Source organism: Lactococcus sp. bn62, assembly GCF_029492705.2.
GTDB lineage: Bacteria > Bacillota > Bacilli > Lactobacillales > Streptococcaceae > Lactococcus > Lactococcus petauri.
Genome location: NZ_CP120417.1, coordinates 204220 through 223133 on the forward strand (window position 1 = coordinate 204220; position 18914 = coordinate 223133).

At 38.5% G+C, this 18914-nt stretch carries 25 protein-coding genes and 1 pseudogene; 23 read left to right on the forward strand and 3 right to left on the reverse strand.

Going from position 1 to position 18914, the window contains the following annotated elements; all coding sequences use genetic code 11:
- Positions 1-93: 93 nt before the first annotated feature.
- The 16 genes and pseudogenes from rplX (at position 94) to P3G65_RS01210 (ending at position 12240) form a co-directional block, all read left to right on the forward strand.
- The gene (rplX, locus tag P3G65_RS01135) at positions 94-399 is read left to right on the forward strand and encodes a 50S ribosomal protein L24 (RefSeq protein ID WP_003133750.1); all 306 of its coding nucleotides are present in this window, start codon (positions 94-96) and stop codon (positions 397-399) included.
- A 19-nt stretch (positions 400-418) separates the two neighbouring features.
- Complete coding sequence (gene rplE / locus P3G65_RS01140) at positions 419-961, forward strand: 50S ribosomal protein L5 (protein WP_284071236.1); 543 nt, start codon at positions 419-421, stop codon at positions 959-961.
- Positions 962-980: 19 nt separating this feature from the next.
- Positions 981-1166, forward strand: a complete 186-nt coding sequence (locus P3G65_RS01145; protein WP_003129946.1) for a type Z 30S ribosomal protein S14 — start codon at positions 981-983, stop codon at positions 1164-1166.
- 229 nt (positions 1167-1395) lie between these two features.
- Positions 1396-2997 (forward strand): Na/Pi cotransporter family protein, encoded by a 1602-nt coding sequence (locus P3G65_RS01150; protein ID WP_019291436.1) that lies wholly within the window; start codon positions 1396-1398, stop codon positions 2995-2997.
- Positions 2998-3356: 359 nt separating this feature from the next.
- Positions 3357-3749 (forward strand): ArsC/Spx/MgsR family protein, encoded by a 393-nt coding sequence (locus tag P3G65_RS01155; protein WP_029346060.1) that lies wholly within the window; start codon positions 3357-3359, stop codon positions 3747-3749.
- A gap of 100 nt (positions 3750-3849) precedes the next feature.
- Positions 3850-4803 (forward strand): L-lactate dehydrogenase, encoded by a 954-nt coding sequence (locus P3G65_RS01160; protein WP_019291434.1) that lies wholly within the window; start codon positions 3850-3852, stop codon positions 4801-4803.
- A pseudogene (gene rfbD / locus P3G65_RS01165) lies at positions 4800-5658 on the forward strand (dTDP-4-dehydrorhamnose reductase). The gene P3G65_RS01160 and the pseudogene rfbD overlap by 4 nt, the downstream one beginning before the upstream one ends.
- 333 nt (positions 5659-5991) lie before the next feature.
- Positions 5992-6390 (forward strand): 30S ribosomal protein S8, encoded by a 399-nt coding sequence (gene rpsH, locus P3G65_RS01170; RefSeq protein ID WP_003133755.1) that lies wholly within the window; start codon positions 5992-5994, stop codon positions 6388-6390.
- An 87-nt stretch (positions 6391-6477) separates the two neighbouring features.
- On the forward strand, positions 6478-7014 hold the full coding sequence (gene rplF, locus P3G65_RS01175; RefSeq protein ID WP_019291431.1) for a 50S ribosomal protein L6: 537 nt from the start codon (positions 6478-6480) through the stop codon (positions 7012-7014).
- 142 nt (positions 7015-7156) lie between these two features.
- Positions 7157-7504 (forward strand): 50S ribosomal protein L18, encoded by a 348-nt coding sequence (gene rplR, locus P3G65_RS01180; protein WP_003133759.1) that lies wholly within the window; start codon positions 7157-7159, stop codon positions 7502-7504.
- Between the two features lie 20 nt (positions 7505-7524).
- The gene (rpsE, locus tag P3G65_RS01185; RefSeq protein ID WP_003133760.1) at positions 7525-8019 is read left to right on the forward strand and encodes a 30S ribosomal protein S5; all 495 of its coding nucleotides are present in this window, start codon (positions 7525-7527) and stop codon (positions 8017-8019) included.
- A 10-nt stretch (positions 8020-8029) separates the two neighbouring features.
- Complete coding sequence (rpmD, locus tag P3G65_RS01190) at positions 8030-8212, forward strand: 50S ribosomal protein L30 (RefSeq protein WP_003134512.1); 183 nt, start codon at positions 8030-8032, stop codon at positions 8210-8212.
- A gap of 137 nt (positions 8213-8349) precedes the next feature.
- Positions 8350-9399 (forward strand): BMP family protein, encoded by a 1050-nt coding sequence (locus tag P3G65_RS01195; RefSeq protein ID WP_003133762.1) that lies wholly within the window; start codon positions 8350-8352, stop codon positions 9397-9399.
- Between the two features lie 202 nt (positions 9400-9601).
- Positions 9602-10054 (forward strand): 50S ribosomal protein L15, encoded by a 453-nt coding sequence (rplO, locus tag P3G65_RS01200; RefSeq protein WP_003133763.1) that lies wholly within the window; start codon positions 9602-9604, stop codon positions 10052-10054.
- A gap of 70 nt (positions 10055-10124) precedes the next feature.
- Positions 10125-11441, forward strand: coding sequence for a preprotein translocase subunit SecY (gene secY, locus P3G65_RS01205; protein ID WP_019291430.1), 1317 nt, complete (start codon positions 10125-10127; stop codon positions 11439-11441).
- A 151-nt stretch (positions 11442-11592) separates the two neighbouring features.
- Positions 11593-12240 carry an adenylate kinase gene (locus P3G65_RS01210; protein WP_003133767.1) on the forward strand — a complete coding sequence of 216 codons (648 nt, stop codon included), beginning with the start codon at positions 11593-11595 and terminating at the stop codon, positions 12238-12240.
- 48 nt (positions 12241-12288) lie between these two features.
- Here P3G65_RS01210 and P3G65_RS01215 read toward each other — a convergent pair whose 3' ends face one another.
- From P3G65_RS01215 to P3G65_RS01225, 3 genes are read right to left on the reverse strand one after another with little or no spacing between them, the layout of a single operon-like run.
- Positions 12289-13098: a metal ABC transporter permease gene (locus P3G65_RS01215; protein ID WP_019291429.1), complete on the reverse strand. Its 810-nt coding sequence runs from the start codon at positions 13096-13098 to the stop codon at positions 12289-12291.
- A complete protein-coding gene (locus P3G65_RS01220) occupies positions 13091-13813 on the reverse strand; it encodes a metal ABC transporter ATP-binding protein (RefSeq protein ID WP_019291428.1) in 723 nt (240 codons plus the stop codon). Before P3G65_RS01220 ends, P3G65_RS01215 begins: the two co-directional genes overlap by 8 nt.
- A 21-nt stretch (positions 13814-13834) precedes the next feature.
- Positions 13835-14278, reverse strand: a complete 444-nt coding sequence (locus P3G65_RS01225; RefSeq protein ID WP_019291427.1) for a zinc-dependent MarR family transcriptional regulator — start codon at positions 14276-14278, stop codon at positions 13835-13837.
- Positions 14279-14479: 201 nt separating this feature from the next.
- Here P3G65_RS01225 and infA point away from each other — a divergent pair, with 201 nt between their 5' ends.
- The 7 genes from infA (at position 14480) to P3G65_RS01260 (ending at position 18910) form a co-directional block, all read left to right on the forward strand.
- On the forward strand, positions 14480-14698 hold the full coding sequence (infA, locus tag P3G65_RS01230; RefSeq protein ID WP_003133772.1) for a translation initiation factor IF-1: 219 nt from the start codon (positions 14480-14482) through the stop codon (positions 14696-14698).
- Positions 14699-14750: 52 nt separating this feature from the next.
- Positions 14751-14867 (forward strand): 50S ribosomal protein L36, encoded by a 117-nt coding sequence (rpmJ, locus tag P3G65_RS01235; RefSeq protein ID WP_014024193.1) that lies wholly within the window; start codon positions 14751-14753, stop codon positions 14865-14867.
- Positions 14868-14884: 17 nt separating this feature from the next.
- Positions 14885-15250 (forward strand): 30S ribosomal protein S13, encoded by a 366-nt coding sequence (rpsM, locus tag P3G65_RS01240; RefSeq protein ID WP_003133773.1) that lies wholly within the window; start codon positions 14885-14887, stop codon positions 15248-15250.
- A 17-nt stretch (positions 15251-15267) separates the two neighbouring features.
- The gene (rpsK, locus tag P3G65_RS01245) at positions 15268-15651 is read left to right on the forward strand and encodes a 30S ribosomal protein S11 (RefSeq protein WP_003133774.1); all 384 of its coding nucleotides are present in this window, start codon (positions 15268-15270) and stop codon (positions 15649-15651) included.
- Positions 15652-15702: 51 nt separating this feature from the next.
- Entirely contained in the window at positions 15703-16641 is a 939-nt protein-coding gene (locus P3G65_RS01250) for a DNA-directed RNA polymerase subunit alpha (RefSeq protein ID WP_019291426.1), read from the forward strand.
- A gap of 15 nt (positions 16642-16656) precedes the next feature.
- Entirely contained in the window at positions 16657-17037 is a 381-nt protein-coding gene (gene rplQ, locus P3G65_RS01255; protein ID WP_003133776.1) for a 50S ribosomal protein L17, read from the forward strand.
- A 388-nt stretch (positions 17038-17425) separates the two neighbouring features.
- Positions 17426-18910 carry an S-layer homology domain-containing protein gene (locus tag P3G65_RS01260; protein ID WP_019291425.1) on the forward strand — a complete coding sequence of 495 codons (1485 nt, stop codon included), beginning with the start codon at positions 17426-17428 and terminating at the stop codon, positions 18908-18910.
- Positions 18911-18914 lie beyond the last annotated feature (4 nt).

An 18914-nucleotide genomic window follows, 5' to 3' on the forward strand; every position in this document is an offset into this window, starting at 1 on the left:
ATTTTATTCCACATTTATAAATCCACTTCTATCATAGATAGAAATAGTCCCCTACATGTAGGGTGCCCAGAGGGCGTAAGAAAGGAATATCAAATGTTTGTAAAAACTGGAGATACTGTAAAAGTTATCGCAGGTAAAGACCGCGGTACAACAGGTAAAGTGATTAAAGCTTTGCCAAAAATGAACAAAGTCATCGTTGAAGGTGTTGCTATCATGAAGAAACACCAAAAACCAGACGCTGTTAATCCAAACGGCGCTATCCTTGAAATCGAAGCACCTATCCACGTTTCTAACGTACAAGTGCTCGACAAAAACGGTGTAGCTGGTCGTGTTGGTTATAAAGAAGTTGACGGCAAAAAAGTTCGTTTCAACAAAAAATCAGGCGAAGTCCTAGACTAAGACGGGAAGGAGAAAGAATATGACTAATCGTTTAAAAGAAAAATACTCTAACGAAGTAGTACCAGCATTGACTGAAAAATTCGGTTACACTTCAATTATGGCAGTACCAAAAATTGAAAAAATCGTGCTTAACATGGGTGTTGGGGATGCAGTAAGCAACTCTAAAAACCTTGACAAAGCCGTTGCTGAATTGGCTTTGATCTCTGGTCAAAAACCGTTGATTACTAAAGCTAAAAAATCAATCGCGGCTTTCCGTCTTCGTGAAGGTCAAGCTATCGGTGCGAAAGTAACTCTTCGTGGCGAACGCATGTACGAATTTTTGGATAAACTCGTAACTGTTTCTCTTCCACGTGTACGTGACTTCCACGGTGTATCAAACAAAGCGTTTGATGGACGCGGAAACTACACACTTGGTGTGAAAGAACAATTGATCTTCCCAGAAATCTCATACGATGATGTTGATAAAGTACGTGGTTTGGATGTTGTTATCGTAACAACTGCGAACACTGACGAAGAATCACATGAATTGCTTGCTAAACTTGGCATGCCGTTTGCTAAATAATAGGATAGGAGAATAACTAATGGCTAAGAAATCTATGGTTGTTAAAAACCAACGCCCTGCAAAATTCTCAACGCAAGCCTACACTCGTTGCGAACGCTGCGGACGCCCACATTCAGTTTACCGCAAATTTAAACTTTGCCGTATCTGTCTTCGTGAGTTGGCTTACAAAGGTCAACTTCCAGGCGTTAAGAAAGCATCTTGGTAATTTGAAATTGATATAAAAAGGGCATTTCAGAAGCTTAGCTTATTGCCCATGCAATCTCCACGGGGGATTGTGGTTCTAACAGAAAAAAACACTTTCTCATTTGAGGAAGTGTTTTTGTTTTCAAAAACATTTTTGTTACAATATTATTTCTTAATGAAATTAAAATAAGATATACTTAAATATAAGTGAAAAATAAATAAAAACATGAATGCAATCTGGAGATTTTGTGATGACCATCTACGACATTTTTTTCTTATTAGGCGGTTTGGGCCTTTTCTTATACGGTATGAGCTTGATGAGTGATGGTTTAAGCTTGATTGCCGGTTCTCAACTGAAAAAGATCTTACAGCGTTTGACACGTAATAAATGGTTCGGCGCTTTTTTAGGTTTTATCATCACCGCGGTCATTCAGAGTTCTACAGCGACAACAGTTATGGTTTTAGGATTTATTGATTCGTCATTGATGAATTTGAGCCAGGCTGCAGGAATTATTATGGGGGCCAATGCTGGAACGACCATAACAGGCATTTTATTTACATTTAATATTCAAGACATTGTTCCCTTTGTCATTTTTATAGGCACGATTGCCACGCTGTTTATGAAACGTAAGGCTTTCAATCACATGGGAATGATCTTGCTAGGGTTTGGACTCTTATTTTTAGGGCTAAATCTGATGAGTGTATCCATGGTTCCTTTAAGAGAAGCACCTCTCATGGCGGAACTGTTTACTCATACGCAAATGCCTCTTGTAGGTTTATTGGTTGGTTTTGCTGTTACTGCTTTAATTCAAAGTTCAACTGCTTCAGTAGGTATTTTGCTGACGATGGTTGCCGCAGGTATTGTGGTGGATTTACATCAAGCTATATTTATTCTGTATGGGTTTAATGTGGGGACTGTTGTGACCACTCTTCTTGCATCAATTCGTGGAAATAAAATAGCCAAGCAGGCTGCGATGGTCCATGTCTGGTTTAATATTATTGGAGCGCTCATCTTCACAGCTTTGACTATTTTACCTTTCGGCTTTGTCAGCCTCATTCAGAATACTTCTGAAAGTATTGCCCTGCAACTAGTTTATGCTCATATTATTTTTAATGTTGCAACACTTTTTATTTTGTTACCACTTTCGAAATTTATTATTCAGTTGGCGGAAAAGTGTGTTAAAAATGCACCAGATGATACAGCGCACCTGAAACTAAAATTTATTGATCGAAGGTTACTCCGCACACCAGAGATTGAAGTTGAGCAGATCCTTAAAGAAATTCAAAGAACATTTGAACTTGTGCAAGAGGATTTTACCGAAGGAGTGAATATTCAACGTGGAGAAAAAAATAGCACGAGTCTTATGAATGAAACTTTGATTAACTACTTGGTACAGGAGGTTAATAGGGCACTTGTCAATCTTAATACAGTTGAGTTAAAGGATAAATATGCTATTTCTGTCGGAAGGGCATATAAAACTATAAATTATTTGGCCCAGATTGAGGCATATACCAAAGATATCGTATTGACACTGAATGTTTACGATTACTCGGAGGAGGAAGAGGACAAGGAAAAAAATGAATTGGCCATTAAGCTAGTCATGGAGTCTATCGTACCATTAATAGAGAGGATGCTAGATCAAGTTTTTACATTCCTTAAAGATAAACAACATCAGGAAGAAGAAACAATACTGGATGAGATTAAAAAGTTAGAGCGAGAAATTCTTAATCTTACTCAAGTCAATAGAGATTTACTACGATCAGACTTTGAAGATATTCGAATTCTTAACAATTTACGAAAAATAAGTACAGATATCCTCCATATCGCAGAAGTATTGAATTATAAAGTGTAAAAAAAGCAGTACGAAAAGTACTGCTTTAAAATCAAGTTTTTAACAGATTGAAAAGAGAATTGTAATTGTTTTTTGTCATAAATTTTTTGAGTAAAGGGCCTCTAAGGACCAAAGAACTTTTCAAGGTGTCTTCAACATGATTGAGTGATTAACTACGGTCTTAGTATACTATAAAGTTAAGGATAGGTAAAATGAATCTTTTTGATAGTTATAATTATATATATTAATTAATTATTTGAAGTTTTGATTACATTTAATAATTCTTTGTATTAAATAGATTTATTTTACAAATTAAAAAGAAAGCTCTACAATGTTTATAGAAAAAGCACAGACATTATAAAGGAGAAAAAAATGATTATATCTACTATCGCAACTCTTGTTTATCCAGTAGAAAGGCGATAAATTGGCTGAATGAACATCATATTCCTTATCGAAAATGTACGATAGATTGTGTGAGCTGTGAAGACTTGTCATATATGCTTCGACTAACTGAAAATGGTATTGATGAAATTGTGAAGTCGACGAAGCGTTGCACAGAGGATTTGCACCGAAAAATTCTTCAGATCCAACAGATGCATTTTAATGAGGCAGTCGTTTATCTCAGCGAAAATGTTGAGGTGTTACAGACACCTTTGATTGTTGATCATAATAAATTTTTAGTGGGCTATCATTCTGAAAACATTCGGCAGTTTGCTCCACGCTATTATCGGATGAGCAGTATTTTTCTACATCAGTATAAACGCCAAATTTAATTAAATAAATTAATATCTATCATTAAATTAATTCATTTTACAAATATCTAATTATGGCTTAATATAGAGATAGAGAAATAATACAGAAGGAAGTGTAAATATGCAAGTAACAAATAGAAAAGTAGTCGTTGTTGGAACAGGATTTGTCGGAACAAGCATTGCTTATTCGATGATTAATCAAGGAATTGTTAATGACCTTGTGCTGATTGATGTGAATCAGGAAAAAGCTGAGGGGGAAGCTTTGGACCTCCTTGACGGAATTGCTTGGGGTCAAGAAAATGTAAATGTCAAATCTGGTGGTTATGAAGAATGTAAAGATGCAAACGTAGTTGTCATTACAGCAGGGATTAATCAAAAACCAGGACAAACACGGTTAGAACTTGTAGATACAAATGCTAAAATAATGAAATCTATTGTGGATGAGGTAATGAAGTCTGGTTTTGATGGCGTCTTTGTTATTGCTTCTAACCCAGTAGATGTTCTGACTTACTGTGCTTGGAAAGCTTCAGGTCTACCAGCTTCTAGGGTTGTTGGAACAGGAACAACCTTAGATACGACACGTTTTCGTAAAGAACTCGCGACAAAACTTGAGATGGATCCTCGAAGTATCCACGGTTATATTATTGGTGAACATGGGGATTCAGAAGTTGCGGTATGGTCGCATACGACGGTTGGTGGTAAACCAATTCTTGAATTTATCGTGCAAAACAATCGCTTAGAAGTTGGCGATTTACAAACTTTATCAGACAAGGTAAAAAATGCCGCTTATGAAATTATTGACCGTAAAAAGGCGACTTATTATGGTATCGGAATGAGTACAGCTAGGATAGTAAAAGCTATTCTAAATAATGAACAAGCAGTTCTTCCTGTTTCATCATACCTAGAAGGTCAATATGGTGAAGAAGGTATCTTCACTGGTGTGCCATCTGTCGTAAACCAAACTGGCGTAAGAGAAATTATCGAATTAAATATTGATGCGTACGAACGTAAAGCTTTTAAAAACTCCGTTAAACAGTTGCGTGAAGTGATTCAGTCACTAGAAAGTCAAGAATGAATCTGATTATAGGAAAAAATGGTTTGTTGGGACGGGAACTTTGCTTACGGTTTGATAGAGAAAAAATTCCTTATCTGGCTACGGGGTCACACGAGCTAGATATCACCGATAAAGTTGCAGTCGATGCGTATTTTTCTCGTCATAAACCACAAATTATTTATCTTTGTGCAGGCTATACTGCAGTCGAAAAAGCAGAACAAGAAGAACGACATTTAGCCGAGCAGGTCAATGCTGTTGGTACCGAAAATATTGCACAAGCAGCTGAGAATGTGGGAGCATTATTACTTTATATCTCTACTGATTATGTCTTCAGCGGCAACTTAGAGCTTGGGAAAGAATGGGAAGTAGACGATGTTCCACACCCACTATGGTTATACACAACTATTGGGTGAAAATGCTGTGCAGAAAAATACTACCAAACATTATATTATTCGTACAAGCTGGCTTTTTGGATGCTACGGTAATAATTTTGTCTCCACTATGAAAAATAAAGCCAAGAATAAAGATGATCAAGTAATTATGGTGGTCAATGATCAATTTGGTTGCCCAACTTGGACTAGAACATTAGCTGATTTTATGATTTACTTGGTGCAGCATAAACCAAAATATGGTATTTATCATCTGTCCAACGCAAAAGTTGAAGTCGAAAATATTTCTTGGTTTAAATTTGCAAAATATATTTTGCGCCAAGAAGAAGTCAAGCTTTTACCCCTTGCTACAGTAGAGCTTGCATCAAATGTGAAACGCCCTTACAATTCCACATTGAGTATAAAGAAAACAGAAGCTATTGGTTTTTCAGTGCCAACCTGGCAAGAAGCTTTAAATACTATGCAGAGGTTAGAAAATGGAGAATAGATGATGGAAATTCTTATTATTTGTATCTTATTAAGTTTCCTTGTCTTTAAAATATTTTCTTTTTCCAAAACCTCGGTTCTTCAGGAAAAAACGGAAGAGAGAGAAGAATAACTCTTTAGTCGAGATATCTTTATTAATGAGAAAACACAGCGTATATTTTAGAAGCTGTGTTTTTTATCTTTCAAAAATTAAATGGAGGAAGAAACACCCGAGCCTATTGACACGAGAGAAATAATTTGATAAACTATATAAGTTCGGTCTTTTTAAAAAGACCTCATTAATTTGAAAGTGGGATTGAACAAACCCAAACTACAAATAAGGAGAAATTACATTATGGTAATGACAGACCCAATTGCAGACTTCCTCACACGTATCCGTAACGGAAACATGCGTCGTTTCGAAGTTGTTGAAGCACCTGCTTCAAAAATCAAACGTGAAATCGCAGAAATCCTCAAAGCTGAAGGTTATGTGAAAGACGTTGAGTACGTTGAAGATAACAAACAAGGTGTTATCCGTGTATTCTTGAAATACGGAAAAAACAACGAAAAAGTTATCACTAACTTGAAACGTATCTCTAAACCAGGTCTCCGTGTTTACGTTAAATCTGACGAAGTACCACGCGTACTTAACGGACTTGGTACAGCAATCATCTCAACTTCTGAAGGCGTTGTAACTGACAAAGCTGCACGTTCTAAGAACATCGGTGGTGAAGTTCTTGCTTACATCTGGTAATCTTTTACCCGTAAGCTGAAAGTATTATAATTGTGAAAACAGGTAGTAGAAATACTCTTGATAATTTAACAGAAAAGGTAAAAAAACATGTCACGTATTGGTAATAAAGTCGTTGTTTTGCCAGCTGGTGTAACAGTTGAACAAAATGGCGCAACAGTAACAGTTAAAGGCCCTAAAGGCGAATTGACTCGTACATTTGCAGAAGCAATCACAATGGAAATCAATGGTTCTGAAGTAACATTCAAACGTCCAGATGATTCTAAAGAAATGAAAACTATCCACGGAACAACTCGTGCAAACTTCAACAACATGGTTGTTGGTGTTAGCGAAGGTTTCCGTAAAGAACTCGAAATGATCGGGGTTGGTTACCGTGCACAACTTCAAGGTTCAAAACTTGTATTGGCTGTTGGTAAATCTCACCCAGACGAAATCGAAGCTCCAGCAGGAATCACTTTCGAAGTTCCAGATGCTACACACATCAACGTTTCAGGTTCAGATAAAGAAGTTGTTGGTCAAACAGCTGCTTACATCCGTAGCCGTCGTTCACCAGAACCTTATAAAGGTAAAGGTATTCGTTACGTTGGCGAATTCGTACGTCGTAAAGAAGGTAAAACTGGTAAATAATCTCTTTGAGATTATGATCCGTCATTTGGTGAATGTAAGTTTGCCAAAATTCTGTACAGACAGAAACTTCCCGCTTGCATTTTTTGCAAGAAAATCGATGGCAGAAACTATCGAAATATAAAATATTTAAAGAGGTAGAATTGTGATTTCTAAACCAGATAAAAACAAACTCCGTCAAAAACGCCACATTCGCGTTCGCGGAAAAATCTCAGGTACTGCTGAGACTCCACGTTTGAACGTTTTCCGTTCAAACACAAACATCTATGCACAAGTTATTGATGACGAAGCAGCTGTAACACTTGCATCTGCATCATCACTCAAATTGACTGGTACTAAAACAGAACAAGCTGCTGAAGTTGGTAAACTTGTTGCTGAAGCTGCTAAAGCTAAAGGCATCGAAGCAGTTGTATTTGACCGCGGTGGTTATCTCTATCACGGACGTATCCAAGCACTTGCAGAAGCTGCACGTGAAGCTGGATTGAAATTCTAAGGAAAGGGGTAATCATTAAAATGGCTAGAAACGAAGAAGTTAAAGAATTCGAAGAACGCGTTGTTGGAATCAACCGCGTTACTAAAGTTGTTAAAGGTGGACGTCGTCTCCGCTTTGCTGCACTTGTTGTAGTTGGTGACCGTAACGGTCGCGTAGGTTTCGGTACTGGTAAAGCTCAAGAAGTTCCAGAAGCAATCCGTAAAGCTATCGAAGCAGCTAAGAAAAACATCGTGACAGTTCCTATGGTAGGAACTACTGTACCTCACGAAGTACTTGGTGTATTCGGCGGTGGTAAAATCCTTATCAAACCAGCTGTAGAAGGTTCTGGAGTTGCCGCAGGTGGTGCCGTTCGTGCCGTCCTCGAACTCGCAGGTGTTGCTGACGTAACATCTAAATCATTAGGTTCAAACACAGCAATCAACGTTGTTCGCGCAACAGTTGAAGGTTTGCAACAATTGAAACGCGCTGAAGAAGTTGCGGAACTCCGCGGCAAATCAGTAAGCGATTTGGCATAAGGAGGATATCATGGCTCAAATCAAAATTACATTGGTAAAATCACCAATCGGCCGTATCCCTGCACAACGTAAAACTGTTGTTGCACTTGGCCTTGGTAAACTTGGTTCATCAGTTGTGAAAGAAGACAATGCAGCACTTCGCGGCATGGCTAACTCAATTTCACACTTGGTAACAATTGAAGAAGTTAAATAGTAATTAAAAAAGTTCAGATTATCTGGACTTTTTTTCTGAGGAAATTGTAAAAATTTTCAAGATGTCGAATTAAATAAGTAAAAATGTACATTAAATTTTAAGGTATAATTGTTTTTAAATGTGAAAGGAAGAGAAGAATGAACAAACGAATTTTTGCACTTGCGACAGTAGCACTTGCATCAGTAATTGTACTTGCAGGTTGCGGAGGACGCAATACAGAAAGATCGCAAGGAAAAACAGACCTTAATGCAGCCTTAGTTTTAGGTAATGATGGGGTTGATGATCGCTCATTTAACCAATCAGCTTGGGAAGGTCTTCAAGCTTGGGGTAAAGATAACGGGCTTTCAAAAGGAAAGGGAATTAACTACTTCCAATCTAACTCTCCAGCTGAATTCACTTCAAACTTTAATTCGGCCGTTTCAGGTGGTTATGATCTTGTGTTCAGCATTGGCTTTGTTTTGCACGAAGCAACTTCTCAAGCCGCACAAAACAATCCTGATACAAAATTTGCTGTTATCGATTCGGTCATCGAAGGTAAAGACAATGTGGTCTCTGCAACTTTTGCGGATCAACAGTCAGCTTACCTTGCAGGTGTAGCAGCAGCAAAAACAAGTAAAACAAATCATGTTGGTTTCATCGGTGGGATCAAGTCAGATGTTCTTGCCGCTTTTGAAACAGGCTTTACAGCGGGTGCCAAATCAGTATCACCAGATATCAAAGTTGATGTACAATATGCGCAGTCCTTCACAGATGCCGGCAAAGGTAAAACAATGGCTTCAGCAATGTACGCTAGTGGTGCAGATGTGATTTATCAAGCAGCAGGTAGTGTCGGAACAGGTTTGTTCACAGAAGCTAAGAATTTGAATGAAACAAGAAAAGAAGAAGATAAAGTATGGGTTGTTGGTGTTGACCAGGACCAAGAATATTTAGGTGGGTATACATCAAAAGATGGAAAAAAATCAAACTTTGTCCTTGTTTCAACAGTTAAAGAAGTTGGAAACGCAGTTAAAGATATTGCCAATAGAACAGAAAAAGGGAAATTCCCTGGTGGTGAAAACCTCAAGTATGATCTTTCTAACGGCGGTGTAACACTTGCTCGAGATAATGCTTCAGATGAAGCTTGGAAAGCAGTTGAAGCAGCAAAAGCTGATATTGTTTCAGGAAAAATTGAAGTTCCAGCAAAATAAACTAAAAAAGGGTATGAAAGACATACTCTTTTTTTCTGTTTTAAAAAAAGAAAAGACTATGGAATGATTTGCTTTTTCAGAGTAAATTTAGTAAAATGGAAAAGGTTTAAAAGCCAAAAATTAGAAAAGTACAGGCGAGTTGAACTCCATCCTTCCTTAGAGTGGAGCGAGGCGGCAGCATTGTACAAAATAAGGAGAAAACATGAAACTTCATGAAATGAAAGCTGCTGAAGGCAGCCGTAAAGTTCGCAACCGTGTAGGTCGTGGTACTTCATCTGGTAACGGTAAAACATCTGGTCGTGGACAAAAAGGTCAAAAATCACGTTCAGGTGGTGGCGTACGTCCTGGTTTTGAAGGTGGACAAACAGAATTGTTCCGTCGTCTTCCAAAACGCGGATTTACTAACGTAAACCGTAAAGAATACGCAATCGTAAACCTTGACACTTTGAACCGTCTTGGTGATGGTGCTGAAGTTACAGCTGAAACTCTTGTAGCTGCTAAAATCATCAAAGATGTTAAATCTGGTATCAAAGTTCTTGCTAACGGCGAATTGACAGTTAAAAACCTTAAGGTTAACGTTGCTAAAGCATCTTCTGCTGCGAAAGCTGCTATTGAAGCTGCTGGTGGTTCTGTAGAACTTCTTGAAGCAAAATAATTCAATTGGCGGTTGATTTTCAACCGCTTATTTTATAGGGTTAATATTTAAGAAAGTTTAGAGGGAAATTATGTTTTTCAAAACTCTAAAGGAAGCTTTCAAAATAAAAGATGTAAGAGCACGGATTATCTTCACCATCTTTATTCTGTTTGTCTTTCGATTAGGTGCGCATATCACAGTACCGGGGATCAATGTTGAAAACTTGAATGCCCTGAGTGATTTACCGTTCTTGAACATGATGAACTTGGTGTCTGGTAATGCCATGCAAAACTATTCATTGTTTGCTATGGGGGTGTCACCTTATATCACAGCATCAATTATCGTTCAACTTTTACAAATGGATATTTTGCCGAAGTTTGTAGAATGGTCAAAACAAGGGGAAATAGGGCGTCGTAAGCTTAATCAAGCGACACGCTATATTACTTTAGTTTTGGCTATGGCTCAATCTATCGGTATCACTGCAGGTTTCCAAGCTATGAGCTCGGCAAATATCGTACAAAATCCTAACTGGCAAACTTACCTAATGATTGGTGTCATTTTGACAACAGGATCAATGGTTGTTACATGGATGGGTGAACAAATCAATGAAAAAGGGTTTGGTTCTGGTATTTCTGTTATTATCTTTGCGGGTATCGTTTCAGGTATTCCAAGCGCCATTCACGAAGTTTATACAGAGTGGTTTGTAAATGTTCGTCCGAGTCAAATTCCAATGTCGTGGGTAATGGTCGCTATTCTGGTTGTTGCTTCAGCATTGATTATTTACTTCACAACATTTGTACAACAAGCAGAACGTAAAGTTCCGATTCAATACACTAAGTTGACACAAGGGGCGCCTACAAGTTCATACTTGCCACTTCGTGTTAACCCAGCAGGCGTTATTCCAGTAATCTTTGCAGGTTCTATCACAACTGCTCCAGCAACGATTTTACAGTTCTTACAACGCGCTCAAGGTAACAATGTTGGCTGGCTGAATAGCTTACAATCAGCCCTTTCTTATAATACATGGACTGGGATGTTACTTTATGGCTTATTGATTGTTCTCTTTACCTTCTTCTACTCATTTGTACAAGTTAATCCAGAAAAGATGGCAGAAAATCTGCAAAAACAAGGTTCATATATCCCATCTGTTCGTCCAGGTAAAGGGACTGAAAAATATGTTTCAGGCTTACTTATGCGTCTGGCAACAGTCGGGGCACTTTTCCTTGGCTTTATTTCGATTCTTCCAATCGTTGCCCAAAATATTTGGGGATTGCCAAAAATCGTTGCCTTGGGAGGAACATCGCTCTTGATCTTGATTCAGGTTGCTATTCAAGCTGTTAAACAACTTGAAGGTTATCTCTACAAGAAAAACTACAAAGGATTTATGGATAATCCAATTGAAAGCTAAAAAAATCTTGCTTCGGCAAGGTTTTTCTTTATTTATCGTAAGAAATGCGGTAAAATATTAAGGTATAATTTATATTATGTTGTCTGTAAACTCATAAGCAAGAGTTGCAGCATCTATAGTAAAACTTGTAAGAAGAAAACGGGAGAAAACAATGAACTTGTTAATCATGGGCTTGCCAGGCGCAGGTAAAGGTACACAGGCAGAATTTATCGTTAAAAATTACGGCGTGAATCACATCTCTACAGGAGATATGTTCCGTGCAGCGATGAAAAATGAAACTGAGATGGGCAAACTTGCTAAATCTTATATCGACAAAGGAGCATTGGTTCCAGATGAAGTAACAAACGGTATAGTCAAAGAACGTTTGGCACAAGATGACATCAAAGCTTCAGGATTCTTGCTTGATGGTTATCCACGTACATTTGACCAAGCAGAAGCTTTGGACAAAATGTTGGTAGAACTTGGCATTAAACTTGATGCAGTCATCAACATCGAAGTAAACCCAGATATCTTGGTCGAACGCTTAAGTGGACGTTATATCTGCCGTACATGTGGCGCAACATATCACAAACTCTTCAAACCTACAAAAGTTGAAGGAACATGTGATGTATGTGGAGGACATGACCTTTATCAACGTGCCGATGATGTTCCAGAAACAGTTAAAAATCGCCTAGAAGTAAACATCAAGGAATCAGCACCAATCTTGAAACACTATACAGAACTGGGTTTAGTTAAATCAATCGATGGCGGACAAGCTATGGAGAAAGTAACCGAAGATATTCAAGCTGTTCTTGGCTAAAATAGAACAAAAAAAACACTGAACATTATTTCAGTGTTTTTTGTTTGTCTATCTTCGGAAAAGACGTTTCAATAAAGAAACAATTAAGAAAAGTGCAACGAAGATTAAGGTAATTGCAGAACTTGCAGGCGCATTGAAGTAATAGGAGATGATCAATCCACTGTTCATACCAATAAAACCAATGATAACTGACCAGATTAATACGGTCTTGAAAGATTTTCCAATAAGCATAGATACACTAGCAGGTAAAACCATGATTGCAGAAACCAGTAGGGCGCCACAGGCAGGAATCATCAAAGCAATCGCCAAACCAGTTACAATATTAAAAATCATTGACATAGCACGGACGGGAAGACCATCTACTAAAGCTGTATCTTCATCAAAAGTCATCACATAAAGTGGACGGAGAAAGAATATAAAGCCAGCTAGAACAATCAGAGCGATGATGTAAAGCATCACGACTTGCGGAGTAGCGATAGTTACAATTGAACCAAACAGATATTGGTCAATGCTGATGCTGGTTTTACTTCCTGCCACATTAATAATAAACATGGCTAAAGCAAGTCCAGCGGACATTAAAATCGCGGTTGCGAGCTCAAGATAATTTTTATAGACGGTACGGAGAAATTCCATAAAGATAGCGGCAATAATAACGACAATTAAAGTTGTCCATGTCGGATTTAAACTAAAGAGGACTCCGAAAGCAACGCCTGCTAGAGAAACATGGGAGAGGGTGTCAGAGAGTAGAGACTGACGACGCAGAACAAGGAAAACCCCAAGAAGTGGTGCAAAAAGTGAAATGGCAGTTGTCGCTAGTAAAGCGTTGCGCATAAAGTCATAAGAGAGGATTTCAAACATTAGCTTTTACCTCCTTTTTCATTTTTGCATTAGGGTTGCCATGGACTTCAAAGCATTCAAATTTTCCGTTTTTGTCTCGGGCAAGGTGGATGTTTCGGTCCATATATTTTTTAACAGAGTCAGGATCGTGTGTAACCATGAGAACACTTTTACCATGCTCATGTGCAGCATGGGCCATGAGCTCATAAAAGGCTTCTGTGGTTACATCGTCCATCCCAACAGTTGGTTCATCCAGAACAAAGACATCAGGGTCAGAAGCAAATGTACGAGCAATGATGATACGTTGCTTTTGTCCACCGGAAAGTTCTCCAATTTTTTTATGACGAAAGTCCCACATGCCTACAGCATTAAGAGCAGCTTCTACGTGTTCTTCGTCATGTGCATTAAGCTTGCGGAACCAACCTTTACGGGGATAACGACCAGAACGAACAAATTCATGAACAGTTGAGGGGAAACCCGCATTGAAACTGGAAATTTGTTGTGGGACGTAAGCGATACGTAAACGGCGATTTTGTGTGTCATGGCGTGCAATGATAACTTTACCAGACTTAGGTTTCAAAATTCCGAGCGTTATTTTGATTAGCGTTGACTTTGCCGCACCGTTTTCTCCAGTCAATGTTACAAATTCCCCTGGGTTAACCGAGTAACTCACATCTTCTAAAACAGGATTATTGTCATAATAAAAGCTTACATTTTGAACATCAATATAAGGCATAATTTTTATTTACTTTCTAAACTACTTAAATTTTTCAGCGAGTTGATGAAGAAAGTCTTGGATTACTTTTTGTTCATCTTCTGTATATTTCTGTGTAAGTTGCTGATAACTGTCTAGCGTTGCCTCATGATGTGCAGCGTGTTCACGTGCAATGGGCAATGCTTTTTCTGTTAGATTCCATAAAACAACACGTTCATCGGTCTTACTTTTCGTGGGCGATATAAGTTCTAAATCTTGTAACTTTTTTAAAGCTTTAGTGATGGCAGCCGGAGAGACCGAAAGAGTTTCTGCCATCCGAGCATTGGTTGTTGGTTCTCCATTCAGGAGCATCAAGAGATGTTCTTGAGTAGAAGTTAATTTGATATCACTTTGACACTTTCCAAGAAGAATTTCGTGCTTGTTTTCAGCAAATTGCATGACTTGAGATAAGAATTGATCAATTTGTTTTTCTAAATTTGTATGCATGATTCCTCTCCTTTCATTTACTGGTTAATAATAACATGGCTCTCATTAAATGTCAACCGGTTAATATTAAAGCAGAAAGAAAAATAAAGGAAAAAAATAAATAGAGGGCTTGTCATTTGTCAGTCAGTGTGCTATAATATATCAGTCCGACTTTTTAGATACACTTGTATCTTTCGGGGATTTTTAAGGAGGTACTTTTGCTTGGCAAAAGATGATGTTATCGAAATTGAAGGTAAAGTAGTAGATACTATGCCGAATGCGATGTTCACTGTTGAACTTGAAAATGGTCACAAAGTTTTGGCGACGATTTCTGGAAAAATTCGTAAGAATTATATCCGTATCCTGCCTGGCGACCGCGTGCAAGTGGAAATGTCACCATATGATTTGACACGTGGACGCATTACCTACCGTTTTAAATAACCTGGACATTCATTGAGTGCGAAAGCACAGTAACCATAGAAAGGAAGACACAATGAAAGTAAGACCATCAGTTAAACCAATCTGCGAATACTGTAAAGTAATTCGTCGTAACGGTCGTGTTATGGTAATTTGCCCTGTAAATCCAAAACATAAACAACGTCAGGGATAGAAAGGAACTATTAAATTATGGCTCGTTTTGCTGGAGTTGATATTCCAAACGAAAAACGTATCGTTATTTCATTGACATACGTTTACGGTGTTGGACTTCAAACTGCTAAAAAAGTGCTTGCTGCTGCAGGTGTTTCAGAAGATGTACGTACTAAAGATCTTACATCTGATCAAGAAGACGCAATTCGTCGTGAACTTGACGGCTTGAAACTCGAAGGAGATCTTCGTCGTGAAGTAAACCTCAACATCAAACGCTTAATGGAAATTGGTAGCTACCGTGGTATGCGTCACCGTCGTGGACTTCCTACACGTGGACAAAACACAAAAAACAACGCACGTACTCGTAAGGGTCCTGCTAAAGCTATCGCTGGTAAGAAAAAATAATCTAGAAAGGAGTTAAAATGGCAAAAATTACTCGTAAACGTCGTGTGAAAAAGAATATTGAAACTGGTATCGCCCACATTCAATCAACTTTTAACAACACTATCATTATGATTACTGACGTTCATGGTAACGCTCTTGCTTGGTCATCTGCAGGTTCACTTGGTTTCAAAGGTTCTAAAAAATCTACACCATTCGCTGCACAAATGGCATCTGAAGCTGCTGCTAAAGCTGCTCAAGAACAAGGGTTGAAAACAGTATCTGTTACAGTTAAAGGTCCTGGTTCAGGTCGTGAATCTGCAATCCGTGCACTCGCGGCTGCTGGTCTTAACGTAACTTCTATTAGTGATGTGACTCCTGTACCTCACAATGGTGCACGTCCTCCAAAACGTCGTCGTGTATAATCGTTAGTGAGTTGCAAAATCACTTTACTTTTCTTTTAGAGGAGACTATACATGATTGAGTTTGAAAAACCAAAAATTATTAAATTTGACGAAACAGAATTTTACGGTAAGTTTGTAGTAGAACCACTTGAACGTGGTTACGGTACAACTTTGGGTAATTCTTTACGTCGCGTTCTCTTGTCTTCATTGCCTGGGTCTGCTGTTACTTCAATCCAAATTGAAGGTGTTCAACACGAATTCGCAACAATCCCTGGTGTACGTGAAGATGTGGTCCAAATCATCCTTGCTATTAAAGGACTTGCGATCAAATCTTACGTTGAAAATGAAAAACAAATTGAGCTTGACGTTACTGGACCTATGACAGTAACCGCAGGTGACATTTTGACAGATAGTGATATCGAAATTGTCAATAAAGACCATTTTCTTTTCTCTATCGCAGAAGGTCATTCTATGCGTGCTGTGATGACAGTAAACAAAGGTTACGGATACGTTCCTGCTGACGAAAACAAAGTCGAAGGCGCACCTATCGGTACAATTGCTGTGGACTCAATTTACACACCAGTTAGCAAAGTTAACTATCAAGTAGAACCAGCTCGTGTAGGTGGTGATGCATCTTACGATAAGTTGACTTTGGAAATCACTACAAACGGCACAATCGTTGCTGATGATGCTTTGTCTCTCTCTGCGAAGATTTTGACAGATCACTTGAACTTGTTTGTTGACTTGTCAGAAACAGCTTCAGAATCTGAAACTCTCGTGGCTAAAGAAGAAGTTAAAACAGAACGTGTCCTCGATAAAATTATCGAAGAAATGGACTTCTCAGTTCGTGCTTACAATGGTTTGAAACGCGCTGGAATCAATACCGTAGCTGATATTGTGGAAATGAGTGAAGCTGACATGATTAAAGTCAAAAACCTCGGTCACAAATCAGTAGAAGAAGTCAAGGTTAAATTGACTGACTTGGGCTTGGAGCTCAAAAAACGAAAATAATACAGGAGGAAAAAAATGGGTTACCGTAAACTTGGACGCACATCTTCACAACGTAAAGCTATGCTTCGTGATTTGACAACTGATCTTATCATCAACGAAACTATCGTTACAACTGAAGCTCGTGCTAAAGAAATCCGTAAAACAGTTGAAAAGATGATCACTCTTGGTAAACGTGGTGACTTGCACGCTCGTCGTCAAGCAGCAGCTTACGTTCGTAACGAAATCGCTATTAAAGATTTCAACGAAGAAACTGAAACTTTCCCAACTGCACTTCAAAAATTGTTCGACGATATTGCTAAACGCTACGAAGGCCGTAACGGTGGTTACACTCGTATCTTGAAAGTTGAACCACGTCGTGGTGATGCTGCCCCTATGGCAATCATCGAGCTTGTTTAAGAGAGTTCGGATTTAAATATTATATAAGATTACTTATTGAGTGTTATGATGATGGCGCTGTGTTTGAGTTGACGTAAAAACGTCGAGTAGCACTGCTTAGTCTAGCTCTGTCTACCGAGATATTTATTTCGGTAGTTCACTCAATATGTTTTTTTTTTTGCTTTTTTATAAAAATATAGGTCTCTTTTCAATAAAGAGGCTTTTTTAAGTGTGGGGATTAAAAGAATATAAAATTCTTTCCTTTGATATGATATAATCAAATCAAGGACTACGAACTTGGGAGAGGATATAGTGTCTGTTGTAGTGTGGAATAATTTTAAAAATAACGAAGACACTTTTTTGTTAAGGACGTATGAATAGGAATTTATGAGAAAAAGGAATAGCATTTGTGGAAAAATATAAAAAATTACTCACGCTTAGCGCTCTCGTTTTATCGTCCACACAAGGAATATTGGTAAGTGCCAGTGAGCTTACAGCGACAAATGTGGACAGCAGTGTCCCAATAACGAGCAACGTGCAAGAAGAGGTCGAAGCTTCTAGTAGTTCAGAAGGAAGTTCTGAAAATAGTTCTACTGCTGATAGCTCTCTGGAAGATAGTATTTCTGAAAGTGACCATCAAAGTAATCCCCCTTCAGATAAGGAGACTGAAGAAACCGGGACAGCTCCAGGAAGCACAACTGAAAAACCAGAGAAAAATAACAGTGAGAAGGAAGTGGCCAAGGAGTCGGTTGCCCAAGAGTATTTTTCACGCAAAAATCTCCCCAGAGTTGGTGTTAGTCTTAAACAATTACCCGTAAAAAATTCAGGATCTCTTTTTAGAGATATCTCACAGTCAATGTTCAAAAATAACATCAACTGGATTTATGGTCGTGGTATTACTACAGGTTATACGCCAAGCACCTATAACCCTAATGCAAAAGTAACACGCGGAGAGATGGCTCTTTTTCTACACCGCTTAGCAGGAGCACCAACATATAAAGCACCTTTCAATGTTTATACAGACATTAGTCAGTACAAAAACCAAATCCTTTGGTTGACAGCGACCACAGTATCTAATGGTACAGCCCCTCACTATAATCCTAATGGTAAGGTAACTCGTGGACAAATGGCGGCCTTTCTGCACAGGATGGCAAAAGCATCAGGAAAAGCTTCTGCTTCTGCAAAATATAATCCAAAGTTTTGGGATGTCCAAAATCATATGTTTAAAAATGATATAGGATGGCTAAGTTCAAAAGGGATAACGACAGGATATACAGCGACATCTTTTAAACCAGATGCGGATATCACACGTGGAGAGATGGCCGCATTTCTCTATCGCTTCTATAGTGTTGTAGTAAATAATCAGAAACTTCCGGCAGCACCACAACCTCATGCTAATCAACCAATATATTATTCTCAGCTGGATGCAAGATGGAAGAATAACAGATTGAATGGCTCCAATGTAGGAGTTTCAGGGTGTGTGCCTACAAGCTTGGCTATGATTCTACGGGGAAGCTATGGACAAAATGTTGACCCAGGAATTGTTGCTAAAAAAACGGATACGATTAGTCACGAAAGCTTTGGACTCTCAGGGAAGGATTTGATCAATACTGCTAAAGCTTATGGACGTAGTGTAGAAGTTATCAGTAATATCAACCGAGCAGAAACTTTGCTCAGAGCAGGATATCCTCTCATATTTTATATTAATGTGGGTATTGGCCATGCCGTTGTCGTTTCCGACTATGACAACACTAATGGTCGAGTAAATATTAACGATCCTTATGGAAAACTATTCTATCCTTCAGGAAAAACAACTTTGCGTGAACTATGGGGACGTCCTAGTCAAGATGCTATGGATTGGAATGCAGGCCGTCCTGTATTTGCGATTAAGTAGGAGG